We start from the raw sequence: 13,012 nt of genomic DNA on the forward strand, positions 1-13,012 counted from the left end.
TGGTCAGAGGACGGTCCAGCGAGTCGTACGCGATCGACTTCGTGCCTTGGTGATGAGCCGGTCGAAGGCGTCGAAGCTGAAGGCCAGATTGGAACCGGCAGCGGCCTTCGTCGCCATCGTGCCGCGCGGTGTGTAGGTGTAGGTCGAGGTGCCGTCGGAAAGCAGCCGGTTCCGTTCGTCGTACGACGCGGCTTTGGTGCCGGAGGCAGTTGTGACCTTGATCCGGTTGCTGCCTCGTCCCAGCCGTAGCCAGTGGTCTGCCCGTCGACCGTCCACGTCGACAGGCGACCGAGCTGATCGTAGGTGTAGGTGTTGACCCCGCCGCCTTCCACGCCGGTTGTCGTCTTGCGAGTGATCTGGTTGTCGACGTCGTACCCGTATCCAACGGACGCGACTGTCTGACCCGCGCTGTTCTTGAGCGTGTCGGTCGCGAGACGGCCGAAAGCGTCGTATCCGGCGGTTCTGACCCGTCCCGCGCCGTAGTCGATCGACTCCAGTTGCCCAGCGGCGTTGTAGCCGATCGTCTGCCGTGTACGGGTCACTGAATCGGCGACGGCAGACAACCGGCCCTGGTATACCCGAAATCAGCCGTACCCCAGCTACAAGAACGCCGCTGGTGCCGCGTGGGGAATCGTCAGCTACACGCAGGACTATCAGGTCTACTTCTTCGACCTGCCACCAGCACCTCCCGCCAACACCCGAACCGCGGCCGGCGGTGAGTTCCGGGCGCATCTGATCAAGCGATAGACCCAGCGCTCCTTTCTCGCTGGCGGGCGAGAGTTCTGGCTTGCTCGGCCGGTGGAGAAGTTAGACCGCCTCGCGCCTCGTTCGGGATCTTCCGCGCGGGGCGCGTCGCTGTTTCGGGTGGTGACGATGACCATGACTCTCAGGTCAGGGGTACCGGGTCTGGAGCCGCCTTCAGACGAATGCGCTGAGCCAAGTTGGGTCATTCAGCTGGCCGAGTGCCCATTCGTACTGGGGTCCTCGGAGGGAGGTGAGTTCGGCGCGGCTGGTGGGACCTAGGTAGGCGAGGTCCTGGAGGAAGGTCAGTGGTGTGCGGAGGATGGCATGTGGGAGGGCTGCTCGTTCTGCCTCGGTGAGTGGGGTGGTCAGGGCGGAGTCGTAGCTGTCTACGAGCTGTCGGAGGGCGGCGAGGCGGGATGGGGTGACGTCGTCTCGGCCCAGGTGTTCGTTGATGAAGAAGAGCGTCAGCGCCAGGTCGTCGACTCGGGCGCGGTCGCCCAGGAAATCGAAGTCGAGCAGGAGGGTCAGGCGGTCGCCGGAGAGGTGGACGTTGGTGGCCCAGAAGTCGCCGTGGACCAGTTGTGTTGGTAGGGCTGGGTGTGGGAGAGACGCGGCGAGGTGGGCGGCGGCGTTGAGAGCGGCGGCGTTGAGATAGGTCGCCTCGGTGGGTGGCAAGTCCCACGTGCGGATCGCGGTGATTGCGAGGGTCAGGTCGGTGTGGGGAGGGACGTGGTTGGCGAAGGGTGGGTCGGCGGCGGCTGGAGAGCTGGGGGCATCGAGGAGCGCATCGTGGAGGCGGGCCAGCCACGGTAGGGCCGCTGTGATGGTGGGCCAGGTGGTCATGGGGACACCGCGGGGCTCGACGAATTGTTCGACCTCGATCATGTGGTCGGAGGTTCGGAGCATGCTTGCGCCGGTACGGGTGCGGAGCGTTTGAGGGATGGGCCAGTCGCGGACGCGTAGGTGAGCTCGGACGGCTTGTACTGCGGTCAGTCGGTCCGGCGTGACCCACGGTGGGCAGGCTCGAACGACGAAATGGCCTTGCTGCGTGGAGATCTGCAGGTTGAGGTTGAAGTTGCCGCCTAGGTCGCGGGTGACGGCGAGGTCGGTGAGGGCGTACTCGTGGCGGACGGCTTCCAGTAGCTGGACTGTTGGCTCGGCTCGGTGGGAGGACGGGGTCATGGGGCGTAGTGCTGGACGGCGCCGGGGCGGCTGAGGTCTACGAGGGTGTGGGCTACCGCATTGGCTTCGGCGAGGATTTCGGTCAGGTCTGCGGTGGTGAGGGAGCGGTTGTGGACTACCACTTGGCCGTCCACTACGACGTGGACGACGTCGGTCGGGCGGACTGAGTAGACGAGGGCGGCCAAGTGGTTGTGGAGGGGTTGGTTGTGAGGGCCGGAGAGGTCTACGAGGGTGATGTCTGCAGCGTGGCCTGGGGTGAGGGTGCCGGCGTTGTGGAGGGACGCCTTGGCGCCTGATCTGGTGGCCAAGCGGAGGGTTTCGGAGAGGGGCATCCATTCGGCTGACTGTTGCTGGTGCTTCTCGGTGAGGGCGACCAGGCGTAAGGATTCCCAGACGTCGAGGGTGTTGTGGACCGCGGCGCCGTCGGTGCCGATCGCGACGGCGATGCCGGTGGACCGGAGTTGTCTGATGGGGGTGGTGTTGCCCATGGCAAGTTTCAGGTAGACCTTGGGGCAAGTGGCGACGGTGGTGTGGTCGGCGTGGGGCTCGAGCAGTTTCAGGTCGGCGTCCAGGATGCCGCAGCCGTGGGCAATCAGGGCGCCGGATTCGAGGATGCCGGTGCGGTGGAGAATCTCGATCGGGGTCGCGCCGTGCTGGGTTTGGGACGAGGTGGTCTGGTCGAGGGTTTCGGCGGCGTGCAGATGGATGCGGAAGTTCTCGGACTGGGCGACGTCGGCGGTGCGGCGGAGATCTTCTTCCGAGACGGTGTAGGGGGCGTGCGGGCCGAGGCTGGCGGTGATTCGGGGTGGGCGTCCGTTGGCCTTTTGGTTGCCTAGGGCTCGGATCTGGCGGGCGGTGTCGAAGGCGGCCTCGCGGGCTTCGGTGCCGGTGGAGGTGAAGAAGGTCGGGGCGAGGTCGGCGCGGATGCCGAGTTCGAGGGCGGCTTCGGCGATCTGGTCGGCGTGGAAGTAGTGGTCGACGAACGTGGTGACGCCGGCCAGCAGCATCTCGGCGCAGGCGAGGCGGGCGCCGACCCGGACGCGCTCGGGGGTGAGGTTCATTTCCATCGGCCAGATCTTCTGGTTGAACCAGTCCTCGATCGAGACGTCCTCGGCGGCGCCGCGCATCATGACCATGGGGCTGTGGGTGTGAGCGTTGGTGAGGCCGGGGACTGCCAGCAGGCCGGAGGCGTCGAGGATCTCCGGCGGATCAGAGTCCTCGGGGTGCCTGGCTGGGGACGACGCGGAGGTGCCGGTCGGGGTGATCGAGCTGATTCGGCCGTCCTCGGTCAGGATGTCCTGGCCCTCGTCGACGTGGCACTCGCCCGTCTCGCGGACGACGAGCACCGAGCAGTTCCGGATCAGCAAGCGTGACATCAGGGCTCCCATGCGGTCCGCGATCGTGAGAGCAGTCTTTCGCAGGTGAAGGCCAGGGTGGAGAGGACCTCATTGGCCCCCTTGGCACCACCGGTCTCAGCATGTCGTGAGCGCGGGAAATTGGCCCGGCGGTCAGGGGAACAAATGTTCGAGTGTCAGGTACTGTGGGGTCATGGGTGCTGACCTTCAAGCGTCCTTGCTGGATGCTTTCGCTGATCCGGAACTGGGATCTCTGGATGCGATCCAGCGGACCGAACTGAGCCACGGCGCGTGGATCGACGTGCTGCCGGGCTGGCTGTCGGGCGCCGATCAGGTGTACGAGCGGCTGGCGGTGGACGTGCCGTGGCGGGAAGAGCGACGGCAGATGTACGACCGGGTGGTGGAGGTGCCGCGGCTGCTCTGCTTCTACGGGGAGAGCGACACGCTGCCGCTGCCGATTCTGGAGGAAGCGCGCGACCTTCTCAGCGAGCACTATGCGGAGGAGTTGGGCGAGCCGTTCCGAACGGCGGGATTGTGCTACTACCGCGACGGCCGGGACAGCGTCGCGTGGCACGGCGACAAACTCGGGCGCGGGAACCACGAGGACACGATGGTGGCGATCCTGTCGGTGGGTGAGCCTCGCGTGCTCGCGTTGCGTCCGCGGCCCGGCTCCGTCACCGGGCCGGTGGGCTCGACCATCCGGCATCGGCTGGGGCACGGCGATCTCATCGTCATGGGCGGGTCGTGTCAACGCACCTGGGAGCACGCGATCCCGAAGGCGTCGGGACGGATCGGCCCCAGGATCAGTATTCAGTTCCGGCCGCGCGGCGTGCGCTGAGGCCGTCGTCCGAACAGTTGGGATCGGCGTGAAGGATCGGGGCATCGAGGCACACTCCTTGGTCAGGCTGCGGCAGGAAGGTCGGCGACGGCGGTGGTGACGTCAGCCGGGAAGACGGCGTCGCGCGAGGCCAGGTAGAAGCCGAGCAGGCGTACGCCGAGGGAGCGGCTGACGCGGACGGCAGCATCGGCCCACTCACGATCGGCCGCGGTCGTCGTCGAGGGACCTGACCGGCTGAGGGCGAGCATGAGCGCGCCGCCGGGGAACACCTGCAGCGGCTTGATGACCGGTCTGAGCGCAGCAGCCCGGCCGGTCGGACGGGCAGTCTGCGGAGCGGCTCCCCTCTTGGGGAGAGGCTCGACGGCCAGGTCGCACAGATCGATCACCACGGCGCCGCGGAAGCGGTCCCGCTCGTCACAGATGAACAGGGTGACGGTGCCGCGCTGGCGGTCACCGGCGGAGCAATAGAGGTCGACGACGTCGGCGGCGAGCCGGGGGTCGGTGAGCGGCCGGCGACGCCAGTTCTTGGGCAGGTCGGTGAAGGTCATGCCTAGAAGATGCCGTCGAAAGAGCCCTGTCCAACGGTTGTCCACAGGAAAACATTGGCCCATCAGAAAGCAACCAAAGTGGACCTGACTGGTGGGCCTCTGAAGCCTAGGCTCGCGGTATGACGACCTCGAAGCACCTCGCGATGGCTCAGCTGGCGAACTCCGTTGGTGACGGTGCTTTCATCGTCACGTCGGCGCTGTTCTTCACCCGCGTGGTCGGACTGTCGACCGCTCAAGTAGGCCTTGGACTCACGATCGCCTGGCTGGTCGGATTTCTGACCGGTGTCCCGCTGGGCCACCTGGCCGATCGACGCGGTCCTCGAGGCGTCGCGATGCTGCTCGCGGTCTCGACCGCGGCCTCGGTCGGAGCGTTCCTGTTCGTTCGAAGCTTCCCGCTCTTCCTGATCGCCGCGATCGCCTACGCCACCAGCCAGACGGGACTGACCGCCGCCAGGCAGGCACTGCTGGCCGGCCTGGTCTCCCCCGCCGAACGGACCAGGATCCGAGCGATGCTGCAGGCGACCGCGAACGGCGGACTGGCGGTCGGCGCAGCGTTCGGCGGGGTCGCGTTGAAGTTCGACACCACCGAGGCGTACCTGACGGTTTTCGCGATCGACGCCGTCAGCTTCCTGGTGGCGGCGGCCTTGATCCGGCGCGTGCCGGCCGCTCGGGCCGTGACCGATCGGGACCCGAGTGCGCCGCGACTCGCGGTCCTGCGCGACCGCCCGTACGCCGTACTGACGCTGCTGAACGCGGTGATGCTGATGTTCATGCCGCTGCTCAGCCTGGTCGCGCCGTTGTGGATCGTCGAGCGCACCAACGCCCCTGGCTGGGTGGTCGCGTCGTTGCTGGTGATCAACACGCTCGGCGTCACCGTGTTCCAGGTCCGCATCGCGCGCGGTGTCACGAGTCTGAAGACGGCAACCCGATCGGTCCGGGTCGCCGGCGTCGCGATGCTCGTTGCCTGCGCGGTGTTCGCCCTCTCCGCGATCGACGCTCCCCCAGCCGCAACGGCCGTCGTACTGGCCGCCGCTGCCGCGTTGCTGACCTTCGGCGAGATGAAGTTGGCCTCGGGCGCTTGGGAAATCAGCTTCGGGCTCGCCCCGGCCGAGCAGCAGGGTCAGTACCAGGGATTCTTCGGCACCGGCCCCGCGATCGCCCGCATGCTGGGCCCGGTTCTGCTCACGACGCTGGTGCTCGGGTGGGGTCCGATCGGCTGGATGGTGGTCGGTGCGCTGTTCCTGGGGACCAGTTGCGCAACTGGTCCCGCCGTACGATGGGCAGCACGGACTCGGGCCGCCAGCAAGGCGGTCCGGCCTTCCCTGGTAGAGGAGTACGCCGCCTGATGGACATTCCCGGCCTGGTCGAGATCACTACCTACGAAGAGCTTCGCGATGTAGTGCCGGCGCCGCTGGCCCACGCCGCCGACAAGAATCGCAAGGAACTGCACGAACTCGACAAGCAGTGGCTCGCCGCGTCGCCGTTCTGCCTGATCGCGACCTCCGCGGCCGACGGCAGCTGCGACGTCTCCCCCAAGGGCGACCCGGCCGGCTTCACCAAGGTGCTCGACGACACAACCATCGCGATCCCCGAGCGGGCCGGCAACCGCCGGATCGACGGCTTCCAGAACATCCTCAGCAACCCCCACGTCGGCCTGATCTTCCTGATCCCGGGCCGCGGCGAGACGCTGCGGATCAACGGTCGCGCGCGGATCGTCCGGGAGGCGCCGTTCTTCGACGACATGGTGGTCAAGGGCAACCGGCCGCAGCTGGCGCTGCTGGTCGAGATCGAGGAGATCTTCCACCACTGCTCGAAGGCGTTCCTGCGCTCCAAGGTCTGGAAGCCGGAGACCTGGGAGCCGGACGCGGTGCCGAGCCGCGCGAAGCTGGCCAAGGCGCTCGACCGCCCGAACGACGACCTGGCGACACTCGAGCAGTACTACGGCCCGAAGTACGAAGAGGGCATCTACAGCGTCAAGTACTGACGTACGCCCGGTGAAGCAGGCGCGAGTACTCCGTGGCGCCGATGACACCTGGTCGCCGCGACCTCTACCGTTCTCAGAGTGAGCACTACAACGCCGGCCACCCGGTCGCAGGTCAAACGTATCGCGCTGCCCGCGATCGTCTCGGTCGTGGCCGTTTTCGGGTCGATCCGGGCCACCGAGGGTCAGGCGGACCGGCGTCCGGCCGACTGGCTCCTGGTCGTGCTCGTGCTGATCGGCTCGGTGTCGCTCTACTGGCTGGACACCCGCCCGGTTCCGGTCATCTGGACGATCACGCTCGCGACGCTGATCTACATGCTGCGCGAGTACGGCTACGGGCCGGTGATCTTCAGCTTCGTGATCGCGGTGTTCGCGACGATCCGCGCCGGTCATCGAGCCGCCGGCTGGGCGGCCATCGCTGCCCTCTACACCGGACACGTGTTGGGCCGGCTCGTGCTCGGCACCAACGACCAGAACGTCTACCAAGTCCTCCTCGTCGGCACCTGCTTCCTGGTGCTCGGTTTCCTGGCCGAGCTGTTCCGTGCGCACCGGGAGCGGGTCGCGGCCGCCGACAAGACGCGTCGCGAAGCGGAGCTACGCCGAGCCGGTGAGGAGCGGCTGCGAATCGCCCAGGAGTTGCACGACGTCGTCGCGCACCACATCTCGCTGATCAACGTGCAGGCCTCGACAGCGTTGCACCTGGTCGACCGGCAGCCCGAGCAAGCCGGTCCGGCGCTGTCGGCGATCAAAGAGGCGAGCAAGGAGGCCCTGGTCGAGCTGCGGTCGATCGTGGGCATCCTGCGGCAGACCGACGAGTCAGCGCCGCGGCAACCGGTGGCCGGGCTCGAGCGGCTCGAGCATCTGATCAGCGGTACGTCGCGGGCCGGGCTGGAGGTACACACGATCGTGCACGGCGATCCGCGCCCGCTGCCGACCGGACTGGACCGGGCGGCGTTCCGGATCATCCAGGAGTCGCTGACGAACATCGTGCGGCACGCGAAGGCGACCGCCGCCACCGTCCGCATCCAGTACGGCGAGGAGACGCTGGTACTGCAGGTCGACGACAACGGCGAGTCACTGACCGGACCGCCCCGCGAGGGCAACGGAATCATCGGCATGCGCGAGCGCGCGACAGCACTCGGCGGCACATTGACCGCGAGCCGCACGCCGACCGGTGGTTTGCGGGTCGTGGCGCACCTGCCGCTGGAGCCGCGCACCACCTGACGGGCGCCGCGGCCGTACGTCGTACTGGGGTCGGTCAGGGCAACCGGACGTGGGACGGGTTGAGGTCCTTCACGCTGGGGACACCGAGCAGGGCCATCGTGCGCCGGACCTCGGTGGTGAGGATCTGTGCCGCACGCTCGACTCCGCGCTGGCCACCGGCCATCAGCCCGTACAGGTACGCACGGCCGACCAGACAGGCGTCTGCGCCCAGCGCCAGCGCCGCAACGATGTCGGCGCCGCTCATGATGCCCGTGTCGAGGTAGACCTCGGCGTCGGAGCCGATGGCCTTGCGGACGTCCGGCAGGATGCGCAGCGGCGTCGGAGCCCGGTCCAGCTGGCGGCCGCCGTGGTTGGAAAGTACGACGGCGTCGGCACCGGCATCGACCACCCGGCGCGCGTCGTCGACGGTTTGGATGCCCTTGATGATCAGCGGGCCGTCCCAGATCGAGCGGATCCAGTTGAGGTCGTCCAGCGTCATCGTCGGGTCGAACAGCTGGTCCAGCAGCTCGGCGACCGTGCCGCCCCAGCTGGACAGCGAGGCGAAGGTCAGCGGCCGGGTGGTGAGCAGATTGATCCACCAGGCCGGGTGGAGGGACGCGTCGAGCACCGTCTTGGCGGTGAGGCTCGGCGGGATGGTGAAGCCGTTGCGTACGTCGCGCAGCCGCGCACCCGCGACCGGTACGTCGACGGTGAGCATCAGCGCCTCGTACCCGGCGGCGGCCGAGCGCTTGACCAGGTCCTCCCCCGCGTCGCGGTCGCGCCACACGTACAGCTGGAACCACTTGCGCGCGTCCGGACCGGCGGCGGCGACCTCCTCGATCGAGGTGGTGCCCATGGTGGACAGCGCGTACGGGATGCCGATCTGCTCGGCGACCTTGACCACCGCGCTCTCACCCTCGTGGTTCATCATCCGGGTGAACCCGGTCGGGGCGAACGCGAACGGCAGCTCGGACCGCCGGCCGAGGATGTCGGTGCCCAGGTCGATGTCGGACACGTTGCGCAGGATCGACGGCTGCAGCTCCATCTCGGCGAACAGCCGGCGGGCTCGCTGCAGGCTGATCTCCGACTCGGCCGCACCGTCGGTGTAGTCGAACACCGAGCGCGGCGTACGGCGCTTTGCGATCGCGCGCAGGTCCGCGATGGTGAGCGCCTTCTCGAGCCGGCGCTCGGTCGGGTTCACCGTGACCGGTTTGGGTCGCAGCAGCGGCTTCAGCTCGGACCAGCGGGGGAACTGGCGATCGGTCATCAGGCGTCCTCGTGGTTCGAGCGGGTGTGGTCGGACCACAGCATAGTCTGTGGTCCGACCACAGAGCTAGACTCCCCGCTGTGAAGAACTACGAGCTGGTTCTGCAGCAGGTTGAGGCGGACCTCGCGGCCGGGCGGTTGCGGCTGGGTGGCCGGCTACCCGGCGAGCGGGCGCTGGCGGAGCAGCTCGGGATCAGCCGGCCGTCGGTGCGCGAGGCGGTGCGGGTGCTGGAAGCGCTGGGTGTGGTGCGGACGGCGACGGGGTCGGGGCCCGAGGCGGGTGCGGTGATCGTGGCCGAGCCGTCGGCGCCGTTGACCGCGCTGCTGCGGCTGCACCTCGCGACGAGTCACCTGCCGATGCACGACATCGTGCAGACGCGAGTGCTGCTCGAGTCCTGGTCGGCCAGGGAGGCGGCTGCGCTGTTCGCCGGCTCGTCCTCGTCCGCTGGCCGGGGAGATCGCTCACTCGGCGCGGGAGCTGGTCAGGACGCCGTACCGGGTGCCGGGGAGGAGCTGGCTGCGAAGCTCGGAGAGGCCGAGCAGTTGCTGGAGCGGATGGACGGCGAAGGGTTGTCGCCGGAGGAGTTCCATCTGCTGGACGCGGAGTTCCACGTCGCGTTGGCGGGACTGGCGGGCAACGTCCTGATCGCGGCGGTGATGGGATCGTTGCGGTCGGCAATTCACGGGTACGTCCTCGCGGCCGTGCCGAATCTGCCGGACTGGGACGCGACGGCGATCGGCCTGCGGACCGAGCACCACGCCATCGTGGCGGCGATCCGGGACGGGCGTGGCGACGACGCGGCCCGGCTCGTGACCGAGCACATCGAAGGGTTCTACCGAGCGGCCCGGTTGTCGTCGCCGACCTGGTGAGTCAGTTGGTGGCGGCGCCGGCGATGAATGGGATGGGAATCAGGCCCGGCATTGTGTAGTGGTCGAGCTCGATCGTCGTGAAGCCGGCGTGCTCGATCGCCGTCGCGATGTCGCGGGCGGGATTGCAGCCGCGGTCCAGGCGCCGGGTGAACGGCGCGGCCGCCACCTGCAGGCGGTGGGTCCAGGTGCCGCGGGGGGCCGCGACGTGCTCGACGAAGACGAAGCGTCCGCCGGGGCGAAGGACCCGGCGGAGTTCCAGGAGGGTGGCCGGAAGATCGCGGACGGAGCAGAGGACCACGGTCGACAACACCCCGTCGACGCTTGCCGCTGGCAACGGAATGTCCTCCGCTCCCGCGGCGAGGACACGGCGCCCGGCCGCCGTACGGGTGAGCCGGGCGCGGGCGCGGCGGTTCGGCTCCAGGCCGATCCACTCGACGTGGTCGGGCAGGTCGGCGAAGTTGGCGCCGTTGCCCGCGCCGATCTCCAGTACTGTGCCGGACAGCGTACGGATCAGGTCTCGTTTCGCCGTCTGGTAGCCGCTCCAGTTCCTCATCTCCGGCGCCATGTTAGTTGCAGCGGTCGCCTGCCGACAGGGCCGTGCGACGGAGGCCGAGCACGACGACGGCGCCGACGACCAGGTGCAGCAACGCCAGGCCCAGCTTGGCGCCGATGCCGACTCCGCTGACGAGCGGGCTGCCGAGCGACAAAATGCAGGCGGCGACCGCGAGGATCGTCCAGATCTTGCGGGCGTTGACGGTACGGCGTTCGAGCAGCGCGAGCAGGCCCCAGCCGGCCAAGGCGGAAACAGTCGCCGCGAGGAAAACCGCGACTCCGGTGACCTCCGTCGTCGACGAGCCTTGCTCGGCTTTCAGCTCGATGCCCGCGAGCGGGGCGAGGACCGCCCAGGTCGCCACTGTCGCCGCGGAACTCGCGCCGATCACGGCCAGGCGGCTCTTGCCGGCGACGCGGGTGGGTGAAGTGCTCTTGGTGATGGTCATGATCGGTGCCTTCCACTGGTCGAGGTGCGTCCCAGCGTCATGGGAGAGCGCGTTCTCCGGCATCGGCCGCGCGGCTGCGGCGCCCCGCCCGGAAGTCGGTCGGGCACCGACTTTGGTCGGTGGTCGCCGTACCGGGTCCGGACCTAGGCTCGAACGCATGGATTCGAGCTGTCCGCCGCCGACGCGACGACGACGCGTCTACGACCTGCTGCCGCTGATCGCGATCGCAGTCTTCACCGGATCCACGATCGTCGGACGGCAGGCCGGCCACCAGAGCGGGACCGGCTGGCTGATCTTCGACATCGTCTTCGGGATCGTTGCCGTCGGCCTCATGCTGAGGCTGGGTCCCTGGCCGGTGCGCACGGCACTGGTCCTGGCCGTGCTCGCAGCGTTCTCCCCCGCGGCGACTCCGACGTCGACCGTCGGAACCTTGACAGTCGCGCAGCGCCGGCCGTTGCGGGTGGCAGCGCTGGTCGCGCTCGCCGGCGCGGCCGGGCACCTCGTCCAGCGGATCTGGCGGCCGGTCGAGGGGCTGAATCTGTTCTGGTACGTCATCCTCGTGCTCGCCGTCCATGCCGCGCTGCTGGGTTGGGGCCAGTGGACGCAGGCCCGGCGTGCGTTGGTCGGTTCACTGCGAGAGCGCGCTCTCCGGGCCGAGAACGAGCAGGGCCGGCGCGTGGCCGAGGCGCGGGCGCTGGAGCGGACGAAGATGGCGCGGGAGATGCACGACGTGCTCGCGCACCGGCTGTCGTTGCTGGCGACGTACGCGGGCGCGCTGGAGTATCGGCCGGACTCGTCGCCGGAGAAGCTCGCCCAGGCGGCGGGCGTGATCCGGACCGGTGTGCACCAGGCACTGGACGAGCTGCGCGAGGTGATCAGCGTGCTGCGCGACGGCGAGATCGACGAGCTGCCGGGTGGACGGCCGCAGCCGACGTTCGGCGATCTGGACGCGCTCGTGCAGGAGTCGAGAGACGCGGGGAGCGCGATCTCGTACGACGCCGAGGTCAGCGCGGCGGAGACGTTACCACCGGCGACTGGGCGGACGGCGTACCGGGTGGTGCAGGAGGGGTTGACCAACGCGCGCAAGCACGCGGCCGGGCATCCGGTGAACCTGGTGGTGCGCGGTCGGCCCGGTGACGGGCTGACGATCGAGCTGACGAATCCCGGCGGGAACGGGGTCCCGGTGACGCCTGGGAGCGGGGCCGGGCTGGTCGGGCTGACCGAGCGGGTGCAGCTGGCCGGCGGGACTCTCGATCACGGGGAGGTCGCCGGGCGGTTCAGGTTGCATGCTTCGTTGCCGTGGCCGGAGTCCCTACGGTGACGGCTATGAGTGAGAGCGCGACGATCCGGGTGCTGGTGGTGGACGACGACGCGCTCGTCCGGGCCAGTCTGGAGATGATGCTCGACGGCGCGCACGGGATCGCCGTGGTCGGTCAGGCGGCGGACGGGGACGAGGTGCCGGCCGCGGTCGACGCGCACTTCCCGGACCTGCTGCTGATGGATCTGCGGATGCCGCGGATCGACGGGATCGCCGCGACCCGGCGGGTCCGGGCGCGCAAGAACCCGCCGGAGGTCATCGTGCTCACCACCTTCGACACCGACGAGAACGTGCTGCACGCGCTGCGCGCCGGGGCGAGCGGGTTCCTGCTGAAGGACACGCCTCCGGCCCAGATCGTGGACGCCGTGCGCCGGGTCGCCGCAGGTGATCCGATCCTGTCGCCGGCGATCACGCGGCGGTTGATGGATCGGGCGGCGACGCAGGCGGACGCGCACACGCTGGCCCAGGGAGCGCTCTCCCGGTTGAGTCCGCGGGAGTACGACGTGATGCTCGCGGTCGCACAGGGCAAGGCCAACGCGGAGATCGCGGCGGAGCTCTACATGAGCCTGGCGACGGTGAAGGCGCACATCTCGCACATCCTGACCAAGCTGGAACTCGGCAACCGCACGCAGATCGCGCTGCTCGCGCACGACGCCGGGTTGGCTTGAGCGGGGCCGCCGCATGCGGGAGCGCGGCGCTTCAGTTGGCT

14 protein-coding genes are annotated in these 13,012 nt (G+C 68.8%); 7 read left to right on the forward strand and 7 right to left on the reverse strand.

Annotated features, from left to right (window positions below; all coding sequences use genetic code 11):
* Window positions 1–3: 3 nt before the first annotated feature.
* The 3 genes from ACQPXM_RS25600 to ACQPXM_RS25610 all read right to left on the reverse strand — a co-directional run bounded on the left by ACQPXM_RS25600 (window position 4) and on the right by ACQPXM_RS25610 (window position 3,272).
* Window positions 4–276 carry a hypothetical protein gene (locus ACQPXM_RS25600; RefSeq protein WP_432937678.1) on the reverse strand — a complete coding sequence of 91 codons (273 nt, stop codon included), beginning with the start codon at window positions 274–276 and terminating at the stop codon, window positions 4–6.
* A 642-nt stretch (window positions 277–918) separates the two neighbouring features.
* Entirely contained in the window at window positions 919–1,926 is a 1,008-nt protein-coding gene (locus tag ACQPXM_RS25605) for a phosphotransferase enzyme family protein (protein ID WP_432937680.1), read from the reverse strand.
* Window positions 1,923–3,272 (reverse strand): amidohydrolase, encoded by a 1,350-nt coding sequence (locus ACQPXM_RS25610; protein ID WP_432937682.1) that lies wholly within the window; start codon window positions 3,270–3,272, stop codon window positions 1,923–1,925. Before ACQPXM_RS25610 ends, ACQPXM_RS25605 begins: the two co-directional genes overlap by 4 nt.
* A 202-nt stretch (window positions 3,273–3,474) precedes the next feature.
* Here ACQPXM_RS25610 and ACQPXM_RS25615 point away from each other — a divergent pair, with 202 nt between their 5' ends.
* Window positions 3,475–4,119, forward strand: a complete 645-nt coding sequence (locus tag ACQPXM_RS25615; RefSeq protein WP_432937684.1) for an alpha-ketoglutarate-dependent dioxygenase AlkB — start codon at window positions 3,475–3,477, stop codon at window positions 4,117–4,119.
* 62 nt (window positions 4,120–4,181) lie between these two features.
* Here ACQPXM_RS25615 and ACQPXM_RS25620 read toward each other — a convergent pair whose 3' ends face one another.
* Entirely contained in the window at window positions 4,182–4,667 is a 486-nt protein-coding gene (locus ACQPXM_RS25620; protein ID WP_432937686.1) for a hypothetical protein, read from the reverse strand.
* Window positions 4,668–4,786: 119 nt separating this feature from the next.
* Here ACQPXM_RS25620 and ACQPXM_RS25625 point away from each other — a divergent pair, with 119 nt between their 5' ends.
* The 3 genes from ACQPXM_RS25625 (at window position 4,787) to ACQPXM_RS25635 (ending at window position 7,872) form a co-directional block, all read left to right on the forward strand.
* A complete protein-coding gene (locus ACQPXM_RS25625) occupies window positions 4,787–6,013 on the forward strand; it encodes an MFS transporter (RefSeq protein ID WP_432937688.1) in 1,227 nt (408 codons plus the stop codon).
* Window positions 6,013–6,651 (forward strand): pyridoxamine 5'-phosphate oxidase family protein, encoded by a 639-nt coding sequence (locus ACQPXM_RS25630; protein ID WP_432937690.1) that lies wholly within the window; start codon window positions 6,013–6,015, stop codon window positions 6,649–6,651. Before ACQPXM_RS25625 ends, ACQPXM_RS25630 begins: the two co-directional genes overlap by 1 nt.
* A gap of 78 nt (window positions 6,652–6,729) precedes the next feature.
* Complete coding sequence (locus ACQPXM_RS25635) at window positions 6,730–7,872, forward strand: sensor histidine kinase (RefSeq protein ID WP_432937693.1); 1,143 nt, start codon at window positions 6,730–6,732, stop codon at window positions 7,870–7,872.
* 34 nt (window positions 7,873–7,906) lie between these two features.
* On the opposite strand, the gene ACQPXM_RS25640 is transcribed toward ACQPXM_RS25635, so the two are convergent.
* Window positions 7,907–9,118, reverse strand: a complete 1,212-nt coding sequence (locus tag ACQPXM_RS25640; protein ID WP_432937697.1) for an alpha-hydroxy acid oxidase — start codon at window positions 9,116–9,118, stop codon at window positions 7,907–7,909.
* 80 nt (window positions 9,119–9,198) lie between these two features.
* On the opposite strand from ACQPXM_RS25640, the gene ACQPXM_RS25645 reads away from it, so the two are divergent.
* Window positions 9,199–9,987 (forward strand): FadR/GntR family transcriptional regulator, encoded by a 789-nt coding sequence (locus tag ACQPXM_RS25645; protein WP_432937700.1) that lies wholly within the window; start codon window positions 9,199–9,201, stop codon window positions 9,985–9,987.
* 1 nt (window position 9,988) lies between these two features.
* Here ACQPXM_RS25645 and ACQPXM_RS25650 read toward each other — a convergent pair whose 3' ends face one another.
* Complete coding sequence (locus tag ACQPXM_RS25650; protein ID WP_432937703.1) at window positions 9,989–10,540, reverse strand: class I SAM-dependent methyltransferase; 552 nt, start codon at window positions 10,538–10,540, stop codon at window positions 9,989–9,991.
* Window positions 10,541–10,553: 13 nt separating this feature from the next.
* Complete coding sequence (locus tag ACQPXM_RS25655) at window positions 10,554–10,985, reverse strand: DUF6069 family protein (RefSeq protein WP_432937706.1); 432 nt, start codon at window positions 10,983–10,985, stop codon at window positions 10,554–10,556.
* A gap of 157 nt (window positions 10,986–11,142) precedes the next feature.
* Here ACQPXM_RS25655 and ACQPXM_RS25660 point away from each other — a divergent pair, with 157 nt between their 5' ends.
* Together ACQPXM_RS25660 and ACQPXM_RS25665 are read left to right on the forward strand one after the other, a co-directional pair.
* Entirely contained in the window at window positions 11,143–12,306 is a 1,164-nt protein-coding gene (locus ACQPXM_RS25660; RefSeq protein WP_432937709.1) for a sensor histidine kinase, read from the forward strand.
* 5 nt (window positions 12,307–12,311) lie between these two features.
* Window positions 12,312–12,971 (forward strand): response regulator transcription factor, encoded by a 660-nt coding sequence (locus tag ACQPXM_RS25665; RefSeq protein WP_432937712.1) that lies wholly within the window; start codon window positions 12,312–12,314, stop codon window positions 12,969–12,971.
* The last annotated feature ends 41 nt before the right edge of the window (window positions 12,972–13,012 follow it).

The sequence above is a fragment of the Kribbella sp. CA-253562 genome, from assembly GCF_050942265.1.
Lineage (GTDB): Bacteria > Actinomycetota > Actinomycetes > Propionibacteriales > Kribbellaceae > Kribbella.

What these genes read in the sequence shown, in the direction of transcription:
- ACQPXM_RS25630 (WP_432937690.1), top strand. Translation starts at nt 6,013, where the DNA reads ATGGACATTCCCGGCCTGGTCGAGATCACTACCTACGAAGAGCTTCGC.
- ACQPXM_RS25640 (WP_432937697.1), bottom strand. Translation starts at nt 9,118, where the DNA reads ATGACCGATCGCCAGTTCCCCCGCTGGTCCGAGCTGAAGCCGCTGCTG.
- ACQPXM_RS25665 (WP_432937712.1), top strand. Translation starts at nt 12,312, where the DNA reads ATGAGTGAGAGCGCGACGATCCGGGTGCTGGTGGTGGACGACGACGCG.
- ACQPXM_RS25615 (WP_432937684.1), top strand. Translation starts at nt 3,475, where the DNA reads ATGGGTGCTGACCTTCAAGCGTCCTTGCTGGATGCTTTCGCTGATCCG.
- ACQPXM_RS25625 (WP_432937688.1), top strand. Translation starts at nt 4,787, where the DNA reads ATGACGACCTCGAAGCACCTCGCGATGGCTCAGCTGGCGAACTCCGTT.
- ACQPXM_RS25650 (WP_432937703.1), bottom strand. Translation starts at nt 10,540, where the DNA reads ATGAGGAACTGGAGCGGCTACCAGACGGCGAAACGAGACCTGATCCGT.
- ACQPXM_RS25655 (WP_432937706.1), bottom strand. Translation starts at nt 10,985, where the DNA reads ATGACCATCACCAAGAGCACTTCACCCACCCGCGTCGCCGGCAAGAGC.
- ACQPXM_RS25660 (WP_432937709.1), top strand. Translation starts at nt 11,143, where the DNA reads ATGGATTCGAGCTGTCCGCCGCCGACGCGACGACGACGCGTCTACGAC.
- ACQPXM_RS25605 (WP_432937680.1), bottom strand. Translation starts at nt 1,926, where the DNA reads ATGACCCCGTCCTCCCACCGAGCCGAGCCAACAGTCCAGCTACTGGAA.
- ACQPXM_RS25620 (WP_432937686.1), bottom strand. Translation starts at nt 4,667, where the DNA reads ATGACCTTCACCGACCTGCCCAAGAACTGGCGTCGCCGGCCGCTCACC.